Origin of the sequence: Agromyces sp. Soil535 (genome assembly GCF_001428255.1) — a bacterium.
Classification (GTDB): domain Bacteria; phylum Actinomycetota; class Actinomycetes; order Actinomycetales; family Microbacteriaceae; genus Agromyces.
In genome coordinates this window covers 92,560-109,510 of the sequence record NZ_LMRW01000026.1, presented here as the reverse complement: position 1 = coordinate 109,510, position 16,951 = coordinate 92,560, and the positions used below count along the sequence as shown (strand labels likewise).

The following is a 16,951-nucleotide window of genomic DNA, read 5'->3' as shown; positions in this document are numbered from 1 at the left end:
GCGCCTCATGGCACGGTGGCAGGGCATCGTCCTGGCACTCATCGGCATCGTCGCGACGGTCTGGCTCGCTCTGACCGACCGGCTCGGACTGTACATCCACCCGCGCTACGCCGTGTTCACGGTGGTCATGGCGCTCATCGCGGCGGTGCTCGTGATCGCGGCCTTCGCCATGACGCCCGTCGGAAACGACGACGCAGACCAGAACGACGGGCACGACGGGCACGACGGGCACGACGGGCACGACGGGCACGACGGGCACGATCACGGTGGCCACGGCGATGACGGCGCCGAGGCGGACCTTTCGCCGGTGCCGAGCCGCCGCGCCGACACTGTGCGCGCCGTGCTCGCAGGCGCGATCGTCGTGGGCGCGACGGTGGCGCTGCTCGTGCTCCCGCCCGCCACGCTGACCTCGGCGACGGCGACGCAGCGCGCGATCAACAGCGGCGGGACGACCCTGGCGAGCGCCGACGCGCCGACGCTCGTCGGCGGCGACACCTCGCAGTTCACGGTCAAGGACTGGGCGCTGCTGCTCCGGCAGAACCCCGATGCCGGGTACTTCTCCGGCAAGACGATCGAGGTCACCGGGTTCGTCACCGCCTCGCCGGATGACCCCGAGAACGTGTTCTACGTCTCGCGCTTCGTGGTGACCTGCTGTGCCGTTGACGCCCAGCCCGTCGGCGTGCCCGTCTACCTACCCGGATGGGATGACCGCTTCGACCCCGACCAATGGGTCACGGCGTCAGGCGCGTTCCAGCCGAATCCGGGCTCGTCGAGCGCCGAGCCGCTGCTGCTCGAGCCCGCCGATCTCGCTCCCACCGACCAGCCCGCCCAGCCGTATGTCTTCTGACGCGCGACGCACCGACCGTCGACGTGGCGTGTTCCGGCGTCGGTTCGTGGGCACGATCGTCGTGCTCGCGACGATCGCAGTCGGCTTCGCGCTCGTCGGCGCGTTCCAGGGTCCGCGGGTGGTGGACGGCGAGATCGACGCAAGGACCGCCACCCGGCTCGTCGGCCAGCAGCTCACGCTCACCCTCGACCAGGCCGTGTCGTCGCTCGATGAGGGCGACGTGGAGGTCGAGCCGGCGGCGTCCGCCACCGCCTCCGCTCATGCGGGCGAACGTGCGGTCGTCGTCACGTTCGACGAGCCCCTCGACTACGCCACGGAGTACACGGTGCGCGTGCCGGGCGTCGTCGGTGCCGCCCCGACGGCGGGCACGCTCGAGTACCGCTTCCGGACCCCCGACGAGGAGGTGTGGACGCTCCTCCGGCGCAGCGATCGCGGCGAGGACGACGTCGTCCAGCGTTCCTCGCTCGCGGATCCCGAGCCCGAGGCGGTGATCGCCGCGCCGCGCATCCAGGAGTTCGCCCGGGTGGGCGACATCGTCGCGGTCGCGACGGTCGACGACGAGGACCGGAACGACCTGCTGCTCTCGAAGGGCGGCCAGGCGCAGCCGGTCGACGTCGGCCTCCCGGATGAGGCTTCGATCCGCGACCTCGCCGCATCGACGACGAACCCGCTCATCGGCTTCGTCCTCGACACGCCCGCACGCGACGGCGTGAAGCAGTACGAGGCGACCCTGATGACGATGGACCTCTCGGGCGCGGCGCCGGCGGATCCGACACCGGTGCTCGGCCTCGACGGCACTCCGCTGCGCGTGTCGAGCTGGGTGTTCGTGCCGGGCACGACGTCGATGATCGTGCAGGACTTCGACGGAGTGCTGTTCCTGGTCGACGTGCTGGGAACCCAGCCCATGACGCCGCTAGGGGCGCACACCGAGATCCGGGGGTTCGTTCCCGGCACCACCCGGCTGGTGATCGCCGATCCCGATCGCGGTGCGCTCATCGACCTCGCGGACGGCACCACGACCACGCTCGAGCTCGCCCCGGCGAACCTCGCCGACAACGTGTACCCAGGCCACGTGACCGTGCTCGACGACACGTCGCGGTATCTCATCACCCTCATCGCGGCGAACGTCGAGGGCGGCCACACCGTGCGAAGCTCACTGCTCGCCGAGGTCGGCGGTGCCGGCGAGCTCAGCCAGGTGTTCGCGCCCGCGCTCGAGACCAGCCTGATCCGGGAGTACTGCGTCTCGCCGAACGGCCGGTACGCCGCGGTCGCGGTGTCGGCGGAGAGCGGCCGCCCCGACGGGTACTCCGCGAATCCCGGGTACACCGAGACGACGACCTCGATCGTCGAGATCGCGACCGGCCGCACCGTGATGAGCACCCCCGGGGGATTCTCCGACTGGTGCGTCCCCTGACTGAGGCCGACGCCCGCCCGTCGACGAGTGGTCAGCGCAGCATGAGCGCCGCGAGGTTCGACACCGCGCTCCACACGAGCACGACGGCGCCTGAGACGAGGGCGAGGGCGACGACGGCGCCCCCGATGATCCACACGAGGCGCTTCCGCTCGTTCGAGAACCCAGCGGATGCCGCGTGGCCCGCGTCCTCCGGCGGCAGCGGCACCGTGGTGTGCTCCTCCTGCACTTGCACGGTGTTGTCCTCCTCAGAAGTGCGCACCCGGGTCGACTCGTCGACCTCGTCGACGGCGTCCTCGGCGTCCTCGGCATCTGTGGGCCTCGGGGCGGTGTGCGGGCTCCACTTCACGCCGTCCCAGTAGCGGAGCAGCGCGGCATCCACCTCGTCGTCGTACCAGCCCGCGACCCGGGCGCGCTCTGACGTCACGCCGCCCTCTCCTTCCTCTGGAGCCGGATGGCGCGAATCGCGAGTTGCACCGCCGCGACCACCATGAGCGCTGCGAACAGCCACGCCGACCACTCGGGCGAGAGCAGGAACGCGATGGCCACGCCGCCGAAGGACGCGACGGTCGCGGCGAGCCCCACCACGAGGGCGACGCGCAGGTCGACCATGCCGGCACGCGTGTTCGCCACCGTGCCGCTCACCGCGGTCGGGATCATCACCGCGAGCGACGTGCCCTTCGCGACGAGGTCGCTCATGCCGAACAGGGCGATGAACGCGGGCACCATGATGACGCCGCCGCCGATGCCGAACAGGCCCGACGCGATGCCGATGACCACGCCGAGGGCGATCATGCCGAGGATCGGCAGCGCGTCGAGCTCGAGGAGGCCGTCGGCGCGCACGGGTGCGACGAGCACCAGGCGCACCGCGACCGCGATGAGCAGCGCGATGAACAGCCATCGCAGCCACCCGAGCGACAGCCGGCGCAGGAGCCACGACCCGATCCACGAGCCGATGATGCCGCCGACCGCCACGATGAGCGCCGCGAGCAGGTCGATCTGGCCGTTCGCGAAGTACGTCAGGGAGCCGGCGATGGCGGCCGGCACGATGGCGGCGAGTGACGTGGCGGACGCACGGCGCTGGTCCATGTTCGCGAACACGATGAGGAGCGGGACCATGAGGATGCCGCCGCCCACGCCGAACGCCCCGGACAGCAGTCCTCCGGCCGCGCCGACGAGCGCGAGGCGCACCCACGGCAGGCGCGCCGGAGCAGTGGGCGCGTCGGGGGTGGTCACCCGCCCACTGTACCGGCGCCCGGGGCGAGGCCGCGGTCAGGCGGCGCGGTCGGCCGCGCCGGTCGCGACGGGGTCGTGGGCGCCTGACGCGTGTGCGCCGACGAGCGCGTCGTCGTGCCCGGTGAACGGCGGCTCGCGGCGCACCGCGGCGGCATCCGCCGCATCGATCGGCATGACCGCGGCGACGGCGACCGAGCGACGCACCAGGCGCGCGGCGAGCACGAGCACGACGCCGAGCACCGCGCCGCTCGTGTTCATCACGAGGTCGCGTGGGTCGGAGATGCGGTCGGGCTCCGGCACCTGCACGAGTTCGATCAGCGTGGTGAACGCGAAGCCGGCGAGCAGGGCGAGCGGCCAACGTCGCCGTGGGATGAGCAGCGCTGCGAGCAGCCCCACGGGGATGAAGAGCGCGACGTTGAACGCCATCTCCGAGAGATACCCGGTGGTCCAGGTGACGGGTGCCGTCCACGCATCGGGGTTCAGGATGCCGCCCACGAGCTGGTTGCCGGTCGTGCGCCACGGCGCAGGGCCGACCGTCACCCACAGCACGACGGCTGTATAGGCGAGGGCGACGAATCGCAGGGGGCGGCGGTTCATTCCCCGATTCTCCACTGTTTTCCTATGAGCGTGCTGGCACATTGCCGCATGTCCGCCGATCGTCCGGATCGGAGGCCCGACCGTCCATCGGGCTCCCCGGCGACCTCGGCGACGCCGAGTGGACGTCATCCCATGTCACGATCCGATCCCGAAGGGGTGTGTTGCCGCGCGCAACCGGCTAGGGTAAGTTCAACGATTCCTCCATCAAGCGGGCGCTCGCCCGTGCCTCCACCTGATTGCCCGGAGGCGGACCGATCCGCGTGGCATGACCCGATACGAGACGGCGGATGCCTGAGCGCACACCCGCCCCTCGCCCCATCGCATCGACGGCACCGTGTCGTCGACGCCGCGATCGACCGTGATCGCATCGGGCACGCATTCAGCGGCCCATACGACAGAAGGACAGCAGTATGGCAACCGGAACCGTCAAGTGGTTCAACGCCGAAAAGGGCTTCGGCTTCATCGCTCCCGACGACGGCAGCGCCGACGTCTTCGCACACTTCAGCGCCATCACGGGCAGCGGCTACCGCTCGCTCGAAGAGGGTCAGAAGGTCGAGTTCGAGGTCGCGCAGGGCCCGAAGGGCCTGCAGGCGGAGAACATCCGCGGCCTCTAGGTCTCGGCTCTCACCAGGCGAACGCCTCCACAGCAGTTGCTGCGGGGGCGTTCGTCGTCAGCTCGGGCGTACGGATGCCGCGGCATCCGTCACCTCGTCACGCCACGAGTGGCGTGGCTCGTATCCGAGCAGTCGACGTGCCTTGTCGATGGAGAGCAGCGTGTCGTTGACGCCGAGGTCGCCGCGCACCGGGACATCCGGGAACACCTCGGCGACGAGCTCGGCGTTGGGACGCGACATGACCGTGTCGGCGGCCGCGATGATGAAGCGATCGAAGCCGGGCCCCGCGTTGGCGAGCGCACGGCTCACCGCCTGTGCGCCGTCGCGGGCGTCGATGTAGCCCCAGAGGTTCCACTTGCGCAGGGTCGCATCGGCGTCGAACGAGGGGAACGCCTCGTAGTCCGCGGGATCCATGACGTTCGAGAACCGCAATGCAGTGATCGAGAGCTCGGGATTCCAGCGCACGAGCTCGATCGCCATCGTCTCCTCGAGGTGCTTCACGAGCGAGTACGTGCTCTCGGGGCGCGCCGCATACTCCTCGTCGACGGGGATGTACGGCGGGGGCACGTCGAAGGGGAGGCCGAGCACGGTCTCGCTCGACGCGTAGACGATGCGGGTGATGCCCAGGCGGCGGGCCGCCTGGAAGACGTTGAACGTCGAGAGCATGTTGTTGTGGAAGGTCGCGACGTCGCTCAGGATGCCGGGGGCGGGGATCGCCCCCAGGTGCACGATCGCGTCGACGCCGTCGTGTCGGTCGTCGACCCCGGCGATCGCGTCGACGACCTGGCCGAAGTCGGTGAGGTCGACGCGGGTGACCGCGGATCGTTCCCCCTGCTGGTCGAGGTTCACGACCTCGTGGCCCTCCTCGCGGAGCGTGCGGACGACGGTGCGGCCCAACTTGCCGGAGCCTCCGGTGACGGCGATGCGCATTGGACAAGTCTTGCACCGGATGAACGGCAGGCGCCGGGGTAGTCTCGTCTTCCGCGCGACACGCCGGGAAATCCGGCGTGTCTCCCAGCCCGTTCCCATGTGCAGGCCATAGCGTTCGAGCATCTGCAGCGGGTGGTTTACCCGCGATCCCCGGCTGGGAAGTCGACGACCAGCTGGGACGAAGACATCTCACACACCGAATCCCTCGGTGCGATCCGGGCGACGAAGCCCCGCACCGGTGCCGCAGACATCACACGCAGCTTTACCGCCCTCTCCCGCGTCGTTCGCGAATCGGGCCTTCTGAACCGCACGCGCTGGTTCTACCTCGGCCTCGTCACCGTCCTGACCCTCGCCCTCGGCGGCGCGATCACGGGATTCATCCTGCTCGGCGACTCGTGGTTCCAGCTGCTGATGGCGGGCGCGCTCGGCCTCATCTTCACGCAGTTCGCGTTCCTCGCGCACGAGGCGTCGCACCGGCAGGTGCTCGAGTCGGGCCCCGCCAACGACCGGATCGGGCGTGCCATCGCCGCGGGCTTGGTCGGCATCAGCTACTCGTGGTGGATGACGAAGCACACGAGGCACCATGCCAACCCGAACAAGGTCGGCAAGGACCCCGACATCGACTTCGACACGATCTCGTTCATCGAGGCGGATGCCGAGAAGCAACGCGGCCTCATGGCGCTCATCACCCGCAAGCAGGGCTACCTGTTCTTCCCGCTGCTCACGCTCGAGGGCGTGAACCTGCACTACCGCTCGATCAGCACGCTCTTCGAGCGCGGACCCGTGAAGGGTCGCTGGATCGAGCTGAGCCTCATCGCCGCGCGATTCGCCGTGTACTTCGGCGCGATCTTCTGGGTGCTGCCGCTCGGCATGGCATTCGCATTCATCGGCGTGCAGCTCGCGGTCTTCGGGGTGTACATGGGTGCGTCGTTCGCGCCGAACCACAAGGGCATGCCGATCATCCCGGCCGACGCGAAGCTCGACTTCTTCTCGAAGCAGGTGCTCACCTCGCGCAACGTCTCGGGAGGCGTCTGGGCGAGTGCGCTGCTCGGCGGACTCAATTACCAGGTCGAGCACCACCTGTTCCCCAACATGCCGCGCCCGCACTTGGCGAAGGCCCGCGAGATCGTGCGCGAGTACTGCGCCACCCTCGACGTGCCCTACACCGAGACCACGCTCGTGCAGTCGTACGGCATCGTCATCCGGTACCTCAATCGCGTCGGGCTCTCCGCGCGCGACCCGTTCGACTGCCCGATGGTGAACCAATTCCGCCGGGTCTGATCGACATGCACTTGACATGTGCGACTGGGTTCGCACCACATGCTTCCGTCGGCGGACGTCGCCGTCGGAACCCCGCACGGCCTGAGGTCGTGCACGTCGCAGCCGCTACGGCGGCTCGGCTTTACAGAAGGAAATGAACATGGCAACCGGAACCGTCAAGTGGTTCAACGCCGACAAGGGCTTCGGCTTCATCGCTCCCGACGACGGCACCGCCGACGTCTTCGCGCACTTCAGCGCGATCGCGTCGGGCGGCTACCGCTCGCTCGAGGAGAACCAGAAGGTCGAATTCGAGACCGCCCGCGGCCCCAAGGGCCTGCAGGCCGAGAACATCACCGTCATCGGTTAGTTCTCGCAACACCTGATCGGCGGCTCGCACCGCCGGTCGACGAGCGGATGCCGCAGCCCGCACCTCCCCGTGAGGTGCGCGGCGCGGCGTCCGCTTTCGTGCTTTCCGGCGGCCCTCCGGCACCCCGGCACTGCGGCACTGCGGCACTGCGGCACTGCGGCACTTCGGCACTTCGGCACCTCCTTCCTCGGGGACGAAGTACTTCGGCCGCCGCACCGACGAGGTTTCGAGCATGCTCAGAGGACGGCTCCCGTAGGCTCGCGGAAGACCCTGAAGGAGGAGCCCCGGATGCAGCGCCCCAGTGACGGAACCGTGCTCGTGATGAGCGAGCGCAGCGGCATCGAGATCGACTACTGCCCCACCTGCCGCGGAGTGTGGCTCGATCGGGGCGAGCTCGACAAGATCATCGAGCGGGGTGCACGCGAGTACGGCGGTGTCCAGCAGCTCGCCGCGGCTCCCGCCGCTCCTTCACCGCCCCAGGCTCCGGCGTACGGCCAGCCGCCCGCCTACGGGCAGCAGTCGTACGACGACCGCGGATATGACAGCCGCGGATACGACAACCGCGGCCATGACAACCGCGGCTACGGCGACCAGGGCTACCCCCGCAAGAAGAAGCGGGAGAGCTGGCTCTCCGAGCTCTTCGACTGAGTCATCAGGCGGGATCGGCCCGCACGTCGACGACCGCGAACGGATGCCGCGGCGCGCGCCCCTCGAGGCGTCGCGCCGCGGCATCCGTCGCCTGCGGTGTCTCCGCCCAGGCGGCGAGGGCGCGGGTTACGCGGCCGCGCCCGAGATGTTCACCAGCCAGGAGATGCCGTACCGGTCGGTCAGCATGCCGAAGGCGTCGCCCCACGGCGCGACCTCGAGCGGCTGCGCCACGGTGCCGCCGTCGGCGAGCTTGTCCCAGTAGCCGCGCAGGGTCGCTTCGTCCTCGCCCGAGAGCGAGACCGAGAACCCGGCCGGCTCGCGGTACTGCACGTGCTTCGGGGTGTCGGCGCCCATGATGGTCAGTCCGTTCGGCCCATCGAGCTGGCCGTGCATGATGAGGTCGTTCTCCGACGGGTCGTGCGCCGACTGGAAGTCGGCGAACGTGTTCAGCGTGAGCTCACCGCCGAAGACCGAGTAGTAGAACTCCATCACCTCGCGGGTGTTGTCCTTGAAGTTGAGGTAGGGGTTGAGCGTGACGGGCATGGTGGCCTCCAGATCGTCGTCGTTCCTCCGCCCGATTCTGCACCGATCGGCTCGCCGACGCGAGGGGGGTCGACGTGAACGGATGCGATCGCGAGGCTGAACGCGAACAGGTGTTGACAGCGGCATCCGAGCGTCGTAAATTGTAATCAACCAATTGATTGATCAAGCATCGAGTTGATAAAGGAGGCGGGCGATGGTCATCGATCCGAGCTCCGACGACCGCCTCGACCGCGCCTTCATGGCGCTGGCCGACCCGGTTCGCCGGCGCATCATCGCCCGTCTCAGCCGCGGCCCTGCCACCGTCAACGAACTGGCTGAGCCGTTCGAGATCTCCAAGCAGGCGGTCTCGAAGCACATCCAGGTGCTCGAGCATGCGGGGCTCGTGACGCGTTCGCGCGACGCGCAACGCCGACCCGTGCACCTGGATGCCGCGCAACTCGAGGCGCTCACCGCGTGGATCGATCGCTACCGACTGATCCACGAGCAGCAGTTCCGAAAGCTGGACGCGCTGCTCGCCACCACCAGCGGCACCGATGCCGCGACCTCCGACGCCGGCCCCGAGGCCGGCTCCGCACAGGAAGCAACGGAATCATGACCACCACCACCCACCCCGTCATCATCACCGCACCCGAGGGCCTGCCGTTCATCGACATCGAGCGCGAGTTCGACGCGCCCGTGGCCGCCGTGTTCAACGCGCACCGCGACCCCGAGCTCGTGAAGCAGTGGACCGGCCCGAACGGCTACGAGATGACCATCGACCGCTGGGACTTCAGGACCCACGGCGGCTACCGCTACGTGCACACGAATCCCGAGGGCGAGTCCTTCGCATTCAACGGCACGTTCCACGTCGTGCGCGAGAACGAGTTCGCGATCCAGACCTTCGAGTTCGAGGGCTACCCCGACGTCGTGAGCATCGAGTCCGCGACCTTCGAGGACCTCGGCGACGGCCGCACGCGCCTGAAGATCCACTCCGTCTACCCCGATGTCGCCTCGCGCGACGGCATGGTCGCGAGCGGCATGGAGAGCGGCGTGCGCGAGGGCTACGAGCGACTCGACGAGATCCTCGCCCACTGAGCGAGCGGATGCCGCGCGCGTACCCGGCCCGCGGCATCCGGGCCCGCGGCATCCGGGCTCGCCGGCAGTACTCAACGAATCGAATGGAGCACATCATGGACTGGACCCTCGAGGTCGTCCTCCTCCCCGTCACCGACATCGATCGTGCGGTCGCGTTCTACCGCGACCAGGTCGGGTTCGACCTCGACCACGACACCCGCACCGACCTGATGCACGTGGTGCAGCTCACGCCCAGGGGATCCGGATGCTCGATCGTGATCGGCGACCTGCCTTCGCAGACCGAGATGGCGCCCGGCTCGATGCGCGGCCTCCAGCTCGTGGTCGCCGACGCGGCCGCAGCCCGCGAGGAGCTCGTATCGCGCGGCGTCGAGTGCAGCGAGATCACCATGTTCGACGACCGCGACGGTGGCACCTTCTTCGGGTTCGCCGACCCCGACGGCAACACCTGGGCCGTGCAGCAGATCAAGGCTCGCGGCGAGCGCCCGCTCATCCCCGTCGAGGCGCGGCAGCGGTTCGGCGCCGAGCAGGAGGGCTGAACGCCGCCGACACCACCACGAGCGGATGCCGCGGGCCCGTCCCAACCCGGGATGGCCGCGTCATCCGCTCGTCGGCGCCACGGGCTGGCGCAGGATCGTGCGGAGCTTCTCGGGCGCCGTGCGCCGAGGGTCGCCGAGGTAGATCTCGTGGTGGCGCCCGTTGAAACGCAGGCCGTGCTCGGGCATGAACTCGTCGTGGAGGCGGGCGAGGGTCGGCCCCTCGTCGTCGTACGAGCCGAGATGGAGCGTCTGCACCGTACGGCCCTCTTCGATCGACTCGAGACGTGCCAGGCGGGCGGCGGGGGCCCTCGCCACCGCGTGCTCCCGTGCCGCGGCGAACAGCTCGTCGGTGATCCAGTCGGGCTGCCAGATCATCATCGTCCAGTCCCATGCCGACTTCTCGCGGGTGACGAAGGTCGCAGGATCGTCGGCGCTCCAGAGCCCCTCCAGCGGGCCGACGACGTAGTCGCGCCCGAGCTCCCGCTTGCTCGCGAACTTCGCGGCGTACGACACCGCATAGAGGGCCTCCACGGCGGCCGCGTACTCGGGCGCGGCGTTCGGGTCGCCATGACCGTCGATCATGCAGAACCGCTGCTCGGGGACCTCGACGATCTCGAATCGACCGCGAGGTGCGGTGTACCAGGGCAACTCGCGCTTCGGATCGTACTTCCCCGCCATTCGCACAGTGTGCCACGGCGCGACATCCGGTCAAGGCATTGCATCGAACCCGATCCGCGGGGATCATTTACCGGGGGGTTCATGCATGGGGAGGCAGGCGAAGGCGACCTGGATCGGCGAGCACGGCGGTGCCGCGGAGGTCACGCTGCACCTGGAGGCGGCGGGGTTGCACATCTCCGGGGAGCGGCGGGCGCGGGTGCCCCGATCGGCGTGGTCGCACGTCGAGGCGGCCGACGGCGTGGTCTCGTTCGAAGCTGATGGGCAGACGTACCGTTTCGAGTTGGGTGCTGCGGCGCCGACCTGGGCGCAGGCACTGACGACCCCGCCGCCGGCGCTCGCCGAGAAGCTCGGGGTGTCGCACGGCGAGACGGTCGCAGTGCGGGGCGAGTTGCCGCTGCCCGAACTCGACGATGCACTCGCGGACGCATCGCGCGTGCCGCCCTGGGAGGCGGACGTGGTGGTCGTCGTCGTGCGCACCGACGCCGAGCTGGAGTCGCTGCCCGTGTGGTTCCGCGAGTGCGGCATCGGCTCGCACGTGTGGATCGTGCACGGCAAGGGCCGCGCCAGCACGGCGCCGGGCGACAACGCCGTGCGGGAGGCGCTGCGATCGGCCGGTTGGCGCGACACGAAGGTGAGCGCGGTCGCCGACGAGTGGTCGGCGACGAGGTACTCGCCGGCGAAGGCGTCATGAGCGCAGAGCCCCGCGTGCTGCGGTACACCGCGTTCGCCGACGATCCGGACGGCGGCAACCCGGCCGGCGTCGTCCTCGATGCGTCTGAGCTCACCGACGACGCGATGCAGCGCATCGCCACCGAGCTCGACTACGCCGAGACGGCATTCGTGACCGGCGAGGCCGACGGCGTCCGAACGGTGCGGTACTTCTCGCCCATCGCGGAGGTGCCGTTCTGCGGGCACGCCACCGTCGCCACGGCCGTCGCCATCGCCGAGCGCACGCGACCGGGCACGCTGCGCTTCGCGACGCCGGTCGGCGAGATCGTCATCGAGACGAGCGACGACGGCATCGGGCTCCGCGCCGCGTTCACGAGCATCGACACCGAGCTCGCGCACTTCCCCGAGTTCGTGCTCGACGCGCTGCTCGAGCTGATCGGCGTCGATCGTTCGCAGCTCGACGAGCGCTATCCGCCGCGGCTCGCCTTCGCCGGCGCATGGCATCCCGTCATCGTGATCGCCGAGTCGCATGTCTTCGACGGGTTCGGATTCGACCCGGGAGCGATGCGCGCGTTCATGGACGCGCAGGGGTGGCCACTCACCGTCGCGATCCTGCACCGGCTGTCGGATGCCGCGCACGGCGCGCTGCGGTTCGAGGCGCGCAACATCTTCCCCGTCGGCCGCATCACCGAGGACCCGGCGACCGGCTCGGCCGCCGCCGCGGTGGGCGGGTACCTCCGCGGCCTCGGCGCGGTGCATCCGCCCGCTCGGATGGTCATCGAGCAGGGGCGCCACGTCGGCCGGCCCAGTCGGCTCGACGTCGACATCCCCGAGCGAGGCGGCATCGTCGTGAGCGGGCGGGCGGTGCCGATCCGCTGAGACGTGGCCACGTGGGTGGGGAGTCGCCCCGCGGGCTAGGCTCGACTCCATGCATACCCGCACCCTCGGACGCACCGGTCGCCCCGTCTCGGTGATCGGGCTCGGCACCTGGCAGCTCGGCGCCGACTGGGGCGAGGTCGACGAGGCCGACGCGCTCGCCGTGCTCGACGCGGCCCACGAGGTGGGTGTCACGTTCTTCGACACCGCCGATGTCTACGGCGACGGACGAAGCGAGTCGCTCATCGGGCGCTGGCTGGTCGCGAACCCCGACTCGGGCGTCACGGTCGCCACGAAGATGGGGCGACGGATGCCGCAGGAGCACGAGAATTACTCGCTCGAGCACTTCCGCGCCTGGACCGAACGCTCCCGCGCGAATCTCGGAGTCGACACCCTCGACCTCGTGCAACTGCACTGCCCGCCCACCTCGGTGTACAGCGACGACCGCGTGTTCGACGCGCTCGACACCCTCGTGGATGAGGGGGCGATCGCGAACTACGGCGTGAGCGTCGAGAAGGTCGAGGAGGCACTCACCGCGATCGCGCGGCCGCACGTGGCGAGCGTGCAGATCATCCTGAACGCGTTCCGGCTGAAGCCGCTCGACGAGGTGCTGCCGGCCGCACGCGCGGCGGGCGTCGGCATCATCGCGCGCGTACCGCTCGCGAGTGGGCTGCTGTCCGGCCGGTACACGCTCGACACGCAGTTCGCCGCGAACGACCACCGCACGTACAACCGGCACGGCGAGTCCTTCGACGTCGGCGAGACGTTCTCGGGCGTCGACTACGCGACGGGCGTGCGGGCGGCGGGGGAGTTCTCCGAGTTGGCGCGGGCGGCGGCGCCCGACGCCACGGCCGCCCAGGTCGCGCTCGCGTGGATCGCGGCGCAGGACGGCGTGAGCTCGGTGATCCCCGGCGCGCGCAACCCCGAGCAGGCGCATGCGAACGCCGCGGCCGGGGCGCTCGAGCTTCCCGCCGGATTCGACGACTCGGTGCGGGCGCTGTACGACCGGGAGATCCGCGCGCAGGTGCACGAGCGCTGGTAGCGGTCCAGAACGGCGGAAATACGATCCGCCGCGCCGCGCAGCCGGCATGATCCCAGGCGGCAGATCGTATATCCGCCAGAGCGTGCGCCATCCGGCGCGCCGGCCTGGGCGCGCGGGTACTCAGCCCGCCCGGAACTCCCACCCGGTGATCCACGGCGGGTCCTCGCCGTGCTCGTACGCGTACGCGCGCGCCGCCGCCCGCGCCGCGTGCCACTCGTCCGCGATCTCGGCGACGCCGGGCCGCGAGGCCAGGCCCGGCACCCGGTGCACGACGTCGAGTGCGAGCCGGTATCGGTCGAGGTCGTTGAGGTGCAGCATGTCGAACGGCGTGGTCGTGGTGCCCTTCTCGATGAAGCCGCGCACGTGCAGGTTCGCGTGGTTCGTGCGCCGGTAGGCGAGCTGGTGCACGAGCGACGGGTAGCCGTGGAACGCGAAGATCACGGGCGAGGACCGCATGAAGATCGCGTCGAATGCGACGTCGCTGAGCCCGTGCGGGTGGTGCGAGGCATCCTGCAGCCGCATCAGGTCGACCACGTTCACGACGCGCACCTTGAGCTCGGGCAGGCGGTCGCGCAGCAGTTGCGCGGCGGCGACGACCTCCATGGTCGGCACGTCGCCCGCACACGCGAGCACGACGTCGGGCACGGATGCCGCGGGGTCGGCCGCGTCGAACCCGGGCTCATTGCCCGCCCACGCCCACACGCCGAGCCCTGCCGTGACGTGCGCCTCCGCCTCGGAGGCGGTGAGCCACTGCGGCTCTGGCTGCTTGCCCGCGACCACGACGTTCACGCGGTTCTGCGTGTCGAACGCGTGCCGCATCACGGCGAGCAGGGTGTTCGCGTCGGGCGGCAGGTAGACCCGCACGACGTCCGCCTGCTTGTTGACGACGACGTTGAGAAAGCCCGGGTCCTGGTGCGAGAAGCCGTTGTGGTCCTGGCGCCAGACGTGCGACGAGAGCAGGTAGTTGAGCGAGGCGACGCCGCCGCGCCACGGCACCAGGCTGGCTGACTCGAGCCACTTCGCGTGCTGGTTGAACATCGAGTCGACGATGTGGATGAACGCCTCGTAGCTCGTGATGAGCCCGTGCCGCCCGGTGAGCAGGTACCCCTCGAGCATGCCCTGCATGAGGTGCTCGCTGAGCGCCTCGATCACGCGGCCCTCGCGGGCGAGGTGCTCGTCGAGCGGATGCAGCGACTCGGCCCACGCCCGCGAAGTCACGTCGAACACCGCGCCCAGCCGGTTCGACAGCACCTCGTCGGGGCCGAAGAGCCGCACGTCGTCGGGGTTCTGCCGCAGCACCTCCGCGAACCACCGGCCGAAGACCGTGGTCGACTCGGCGGAGGCGCCGCGGGCGTCGGCGGCGACCTCGACGGCGAACGGCTCGGTCGGCGGCAGCTCGATCGCGCGCGCGATGCCGCCGTTGGCGAGCGGCGTCGCGCTCATGCGCAGCTCGCCCCGCGGCCGGAGTGCGTCGAGCTCGGGAATCGGGCGTCCGTCGCGATCGAACAGCTCCTCGGGCCGGTACGAGCGCAGCCACGTCTCGAGCATCGCGAGGTGCTCCGCGCTCTCGCGCACGCCGGCGAGCGGCACCTGGTGCGCGTGGAAGGTGCCCTCCACCTGCACGCCGTCGACGACGCGCGGCCCGGTCCAGCCCTTCGGCGTGCGCAGCACGATGGCGGGCCAGCGCGGGGCGGCGTCGGCGAACGCGCCCGCCGCGGCATCCGCACGGATCGAGGCGATCCGGTCGAACGCCACGTCGACTGCGTCGGCGAGCCGCACGTGCACGGCCATCGGGTCCTCGCCGTCGAAGCCGCCGGTGACGAGCAGCGGCTCGTAGCCGTTGCCGCGGAAGAACTCCACGAGCTCCGCCTCGGGGATGCGCGCGAGCAGCGTCGGGTTCGCGATCTTGAAGCCGTTGAGGTGGAGGATGGGCAGCACCGCACCGTCGGTCAGCGGGTTGAGGAACGAATGCCCGCGCCAGCTCGTCGCGAGCGGCCCGGTCTCGGCCTCCCCGTCGCCGACGACGCACGCCACGACCAGGCCCGGGTTGTCGAGCGCGGCTCCGAACGCGTGCATGAGCGAGTAGCCGAGCTCACCGCCCTCGTTGATGGAACCGGGCGTCTCGGGCGCGGCGTGCGACGGGATGCCGCCGGGGAACGAGAACTGCCGGAAGAGCCGCGCCATGCCCGCGCGGTCCGCGCTGACCGCGGGGAACAGCTCCGAGTAGGTGCCGTCGAGCCAGGTGTTCGCGACCATGGCCGGGCCGCCGTGGCCGGGCCCGCACACGTAGAGCGTCGGCGTGCCGCGTTCCACGATCGCGCGGTTCAGGTGCGCGTACACGAGGTTCAGGCCGGGCGACGTGCCCCAGTGGCCGAGCAGGCGCGGCTTGATGTCGTTGGGTTCGAGCGGCCGGTCGAGCAGCGGGTTGCGCATCAGGTATATCTGTCCGACGCTCAGGTAGTTCGCCGCCCGGAACCACTGGTCGACGAGCTCGAGGGGCACGGATGCCGCCGCCTCGCCGGTTCCCGAATCCTCGCCCTGCCCGACCGCTCCGGCCATGGTCTCCCCACCCGTTCGATTCAGCGTGCGCTTCGAGCCTAGGTCGCGGCCCCGGCCCGAGGCCAGCCTCGCATCAGCGGGCGAGTATGGTCGAAGCGATGAGCGACGCGCCCGTGCCCCGGACGGCGGGCCGGCGCGCATGATCCAGATCTTCACCGGGTTCGCCGTCATCGCGCTCGCGGTGTTCGTGGGCTGGGTCGCCGGCCGCACCGGCGTGCTCGGACCCGGCGCCCGCCAGGTGCTCGCCCAGCTCAACTTCAACGTGCTCGCGCCGTTCCTGCTCTTCTCGGTGCTCGCGACGGCCGACGTCGGCGCGCTCTTCTCGGCGCTGCTTCCGGTGTCGGCGCTCGCCGCGGTCGCGATGATGCTCGTGTTCGGGCTCGTGTCGCTCGCGATCTGGCGGCGTGGGCTCGCGCGCACGGTGATCGGCTCGCTCGCCTCGGGCTACGTGAACGGCAACAACTTCGGCATCCCGATCGCGGTGTACATGCTCGGCGACGCCGCCTACTCGGCGCCCGTCGTGCTGCTGCAGCTGCTGTTGTTCGCCCCGGTGGCGCTCGCCGTGCTCGGCGCCAAGGTCGAGGGACGCACGTCGGCGTGGGTGATCATCCGCACCACCATCACGAACCCGATCATCGTGGGCTCCCTGCTCGGCGTGCTCGTTGCGGTCACGGGGCTCGAGTTGCCGCCGATCGTGCTCGAGCCGATCGAGCTCATCGGGCACGCCGCGGTGCCGCTCATGCTCATCGCCTACGGACTTTCGCTGCACGGGCAGCGCCTGCTGAAGCCCGGCACCGGCCGACGTGACGTGCTGCTCGCCACGATGCTGAAGCTCATCGTGATGCCGGTCGCCGCGTGGGCGCTCGGGCGGTTCGCCTTCGGGCTCGACGGCATCGACCTCTACGCCGTCACGGTGCTCGCGGCGTTGCCGACCGCGCAGAACGTGTTCGTCTTCGCCCAGCGCTACGAGACCGCCGAGGTCGTCGCCCGCGACACCGTGTTCCTCACGACGATCGGCTCCGTGCCGGCGTTGCTCGCAGTGGCGCTCCTCCTCGGCTGACCGG

General features: G+C 70.2%; 20 protein-coding genes. 13 read left to right on the top strand and 7 right to left on the bottom strand.

Features of this window, described 5'->3' with window-relative positions; genetic code table 11:
• Positions 1 to 7: 7 nt before the first annotated feature.
• Together ASG80_RS19030 and ASG80_RS19025 are read left to right on the top strand one after the other, a co-directional pair.
• Entirely contained in the window at positions 8 to 847 is an 840-nt protein-coding gene (locus ASG80_RS19030) for a TIGR03943 family protein (RefSeq protein ID WP_056733658.1), read from the top strand.
• 28 nt (positions 848 to 875) lie between these two features.
• Positions 876 to 2,261 carry a hypothetical protein gene (locus ASG80_RS19025; protein WP_056733655.1) on the top strand — a complete coding sequence of 462 codons (1,386 nt, stop codon included), beginning with the start codon at positions 876 to 878 and terminating at the stop codon, positions 2,259 to 2,261.
• Positions 2,262 to 2,292: 31 nt separating this feature from the next.
• Here the strand turns inward: ASG80_RS19025 and ASG80_RS19020 are convergent, their stop codons facing one another.
• Genes ASG80_RS19020 through ASG80_RS19010 form a run of 3 tightly spaced genes read right to left on the bottom strand, consistent with a single transcriptional unit; the run spans position 2,293 to position 4,091 of the window.
• The gene (locus ASG80_RS19020; protein ID WP_056733653.1) at positions 2,293 to 2,685 is read right to left on the bottom strand and encodes a DUF2510 domain-containing protein; all 393 of its coding nucleotides are present in this window, start codon (positions 2,683 to 2,685) and stop codon (positions 2,293 to 2,295) included.
• Complete coding sequence (locus ASG80_RS19015; RefSeq protein WP_235508406.1) at positions 2,682 to 3,494, bottom strand: sulfite exporter TauE/SafE family protein; 813 nt, start codon at positions 3,492 to 3,494, stop codon at positions 2,682 to 2,684. Before ASG80_RS19015 ends, ASG80_RS19020 begins: the two co-directional genes overlap by 4 nt.
• 36 nt (positions 3,495 to 3,530) lie before the next feature.
• A complete protein-coding gene (locus ASG80_RS19010; protein WP_056733651.1) occupies positions 3,531 to 4,091 on the bottom strand; it encodes a VanZ family protein in 561 nt (186 codons plus the stop codon).
• A gap of 410 nt (positions 4,092 to 4,501) precedes the next feature.
• Here ASG80_RS19010 and ASG80_RS19005 point away from each other — a divergent pair, with 410 nt between their 5' ends.
• Positions 4,502 to 4,705, top strand: coding sequence for a cold-shock protein (locus ASG80_RS19005; RefSeq protein ID WP_056733649.1), 204 nt, complete (start codon positions 4,502 to 4,504; stop codon positions 4,703 to 4,705).
• Positions 4,706 to 4,762: 57 nt separating this feature from the next.
• Here ASG80_RS19005 and ASG80_RS19000 read toward each other — a convergent pair whose 3' ends face one another.
• Positions 4,763 to 5,635, bottom strand: a complete 873-nt coding sequence (locus ASG80_RS19000) for an NAD(P)-dependent oxidoreductase (protein WP_056733648.1) — start codon at positions 5,633 to 5,635, stop codon at positions 4,763 to 4,765.
• Between the two features lie 186 nt (positions 5,636 to 5,821).
• On the opposite strand from ASG80_RS19000, the gene ASG80_RS18995 reads away from it, so the two are divergent.
• The 3 genes from ASG80_RS18995 to ASG80_RS18985 all read left to right on the top strand — a co-directional run bounded on the left by ASG80_RS18995 (position 5,822) and on the right by ASG80_RS18985 (position 7,910).
• Positions 5,822 to 6,916: an acyl-CoA desaturase gene (locus ASG80_RS18995; RefSeq protein WP_056733891.1), complete on the top strand. Its 1,095-nt coding sequence runs from the start codon at positions 5,822 to 5,824 to the stop codon at positions 6,914 to 6,916.
• A gap of 139 nt (positions 6,917 to 7,055) precedes the next feature.
• Positions 7,056 to 7,262 carry a cold-shock protein gene (locus ASG80_RS18990; RefSeq protein WP_022888559.1) on the top strand — a complete coding sequence of 69 codons (207 nt, stop codon included), beginning with the start codon at positions 7,056 to 7,058 and terminating at the stop codon, positions 7,260 to 7,262.
• Between the two features lie 288 nt (positions 7,263 to 7,550).
• Positions 7,551 to 7,910 carry a zf-TFIIB domain-containing protein gene (locus tag ASG80_RS18985; RefSeq protein ID WP_056733646.1) on the top strand — a complete coding sequence of 120 codons (360 nt, stop codon included), beginning with the start codon at positions 7,551 to 7,553 and terminating at the stop codon, positions 7,908 to 7,910.
• Positions 7,911 to 8,036: 126 nt separating this feature from the next.
• Here ASG80_RS18985 and ASG80_RS18980 read toward each other — a convergent pair whose 3' ends face one another.
• The gene (locus ASG80_RS18980; protein ID WP_056733644.1) at positions 8,037 to 8,453 is read right to left on the bottom strand and encodes a VOC family protein; all 417 of its coding nucleotides are present in this window, start codon (positions 8,451 to 8,453) and stop codon (positions 8,037 to 8,039) included.
• 193 nt (positions 8,454 to 8,646) lie between these two features.
• Between ASG80_RS18980 and ASG80_RS18975 the strand changes: the two genes are divergently transcribed.
• From ASG80_RS18975 to ASG80_RS18965, 3 genes are all read left to right on the top strand, one after another.
• Positions 8,647 to 9,048 carry a helix-turn-helix transcriptional regulator gene (locus ASG80_RS18975; RefSeq protein WP_056733642.1) on the top strand — a complete coding sequence of 134 codons (402 nt, stop codon included), beginning with the start codon at positions 8,647 to 8,649 and terminating at the stop codon, positions 9,046 to 9,048.
• On the top strand, positions 9,045 to 9,527 hold the full coding sequence (locus ASG80_RS18970) for an SRPBCC family protein (protein ID WP_056733640.1): 483 nt from the start codon (positions 9,045 to 9,047) through the stop codon (positions 9,525 to 9,527). The genes ASG80_RS18975 and ASG80_RS18970 overlap by 4 nt, the downstream gene beginning before the upstream one ends.
• A gap of 95 nt (positions 9,528 to 9,622) precedes the next feature.
• Positions 9,623 to 10,063, top strand: a complete 441-nt coding sequence (locus ASG80_RS18965) for a VOC family protein (RefSeq protein WP_056733889.1) — start codon at positions 9,623 to 9,625, stop codon at positions 10,061 to 10,063.
• A 60-nt stretch (positions 10,064 to 10,123) separates the two neighbouring features.
• Here ASG80_RS18965 and ASG80_RS18960 read toward each other — a convergent pair whose 3' ends face one another.
• A complete protein-coding gene (locus ASG80_RS18960) occupies positions 10,124 to 10,741 on the bottom strand; it encodes a GyrI-like domain-containing protein (protein WP_056733639.1) in 618 nt (205 codons plus the stop codon).
• An 85-nt stretch (positions 10,742 to 10,826) separates the two neighbouring features.
• Between ASG80_RS18960 and ASG80_RS18955 the strand changes: the two genes are divergently transcribed.
• The 3 genes from ASG80_RS18955 to ASG80_RS18945 are packed head-to-tail and all read left to right on the top strand — an operon-like array spanning position 10,827 to position 13,328.
• On the top strand, positions 10,827 to 11,432 hold the full coding sequence (locus ASG80_RS18955) for a hypothetical protein (protein ID WP_056733637.1): 606 nt from the start codon (positions 10,827 to 10,829) through the stop codon (positions 11,430 to 11,432).
• Positions 11,429 to 12,289 (top strand): PhzF family phenazine biosynthesis protein, encoded by an 861-nt coding sequence (locus ASG80_RS18950; protein WP_056733887.1) that lies wholly within the window; start codon positions 11,429 to 11,431, stop codon positions 12,287 to 12,289. The genes ASG80_RS18955 and ASG80_RS18950 overlap by 4 nt, the downstream gene beginning before the upstream one ends.
• Positions 12,290 to 12,338: 49 nt before the next feature.
• Positions 12,339 to 13,328 (top strand): aldo/keto reductase, encoded by a 990-nt coding sequence (locus tag ASG80_RS18945; RefSeq protein WP_056733635.1) that lies wholly within the window; start codon positions 12,339 to 12,341, stop codon positions 13,326 to 13,328.
• Between the two features lie 120 nt (positions 13,329 to 13,448).
• On the opposite strand, the gene ASG80_RS18940 is transcribed toward ASG80_RS18945, so the two are convergent.
• Complete coding sequence (locus ASG80_RS18940; RefSeq protein WP_082590690.1) at positions 13,449 to 15,887, bottom strand: phosphoketolase; 2,439 nt, start codon at positions 15,885 to 15,887, stop codon at positions 13,449 to 13,451.
• A 139-nt stretch (positions 15,888 to 16,026) separates the two neighbouring features.
• On the opposite strand from ASG80_RS18940, the gene ASG80_RS18935 reads away from it, so the two are divergent.
• Entirely contained in the window at positions 16,027 to 16,947 is a 921-nt protein-coding gene (locus ASG80_RS18935; protein WP_056733633.1) for an AEC family transporter, read from the top strand.
• Positions 16,948 to 16,951 lie beyond the last annotated feature (4 nt).

Bases quoted from the DNA above. Each gene is read 5' to 3' on its own strand.
- ASG80_RS19030 (WP_056733658.1), top strand. From the start codon at position 8: ATGGCACGGTGGCAGGGCATCGTCCTGGCACTCATCGGCATCGTCGCG.
- ASG80_RS19010 (WP_056733651.1), bottom strand. From the start codon at position 4,091: ATGAACCGCCGCCCCCTGCGATTCGTCGCCCTCGCCTATACAGCCGTC.
- ASG80_RS19005 (WP_056733649.1), top strand. From the start codon at position 4,502: ATGGCAACCGGAACCGTCAAGTGGTTCAACGCCGAAAAGGGCTTCGGC.
- ASG80_RS19000 (WP_056733648.1), bottom strand. From the start codon at position 5,635: ATGCGCATCGCCGTCACCGGAGGCTCCGGCAAGTTGGGCCGCACCGTC.
- ASG80_RS18990 (WP_022888559.1), top strand. From the start codon at position 7,056: ATGGCAACCGGAACCGTCAAGTGGTTCAACGCCGACAAGGGCTTCGGC.
- ASG80_RS18985 (WP_056733646.1), top strand. From the start codon at position 7,551: ATGCAGCGCCCCAGTGACGGAACCGTGCTCGTGATGAGCGAGCGCAGC.
- ASG80_RS18980 (WP_056733644.1), bottom strand. From the start codon at position 8,453: ATGCCCGTCACGCTCAACCCCTACCTCAACTTCAAGGACAACACCCGC.
- ASG80_RS18975 (WP_056733642.1), top strand. From the start codon at position 8,647: ATGGTCATCGATCCGAGCTCCGACGACCGCCTCGACCGCGCCTTCATG.
- ASG80_RS18970 (WP_056733640.1), top strand. From the start codon at position 9,045: ATGACCACCACCACCCACCCCGTCATCATCACCGCACCCGAGGGCCTG.
- ASG80_RS18965 (WP_056733889.1), top strand. From the start codon at position 9,623: ATGGACTGGACCCTCGAGGTCGTCCTCCTCCCCGTCACCGACATCGAT.
- ASG80_RS18960 (WP_056733639.1), bottom strand. From the start codon at position 10,741: ATGGCGGGGAAGTACGATCCGAAGCGCGAGTTGCCCTGGTACACCGCA.
- ASG80_RS18955 (WP_056733637.1), top strand. From the start codon at position 10,827: ATGGGGAGGCAGGCGAAGGCGACCTGGATCGGCGAGCACGGCGGTGCC.
- ASG80_RS18950 (WP_056733887.1), top strand. From the start codon at position 11,429: ATGAGCGCAGAGCCCCGCGTGCTGCGGTACACCGCGTTCGCCGACGAT.
- ASG80_RS18945 (WP_056733635.1), top strand. From the start codon at position 12,339: ATGCATACCCGCACCCTCGGACGCACCGGTCGCCCCGTCTCGGTGATC.
- ASG80_RS18940 (WP_082590690.1), bottom strand. From the start codon at position 15,887: ATGGCCGGAGCGGTCGGGCAGGGCGAGGATTCGGGAACCGGCGAGGCG.
- ASG80_RS18935 (WP_056733633.1), top strand. From the start codon at position 16,027: ATGATCCAGATCTTCACCGGGTTCGCCGTCATCGCGCTCGCGGTGTTC.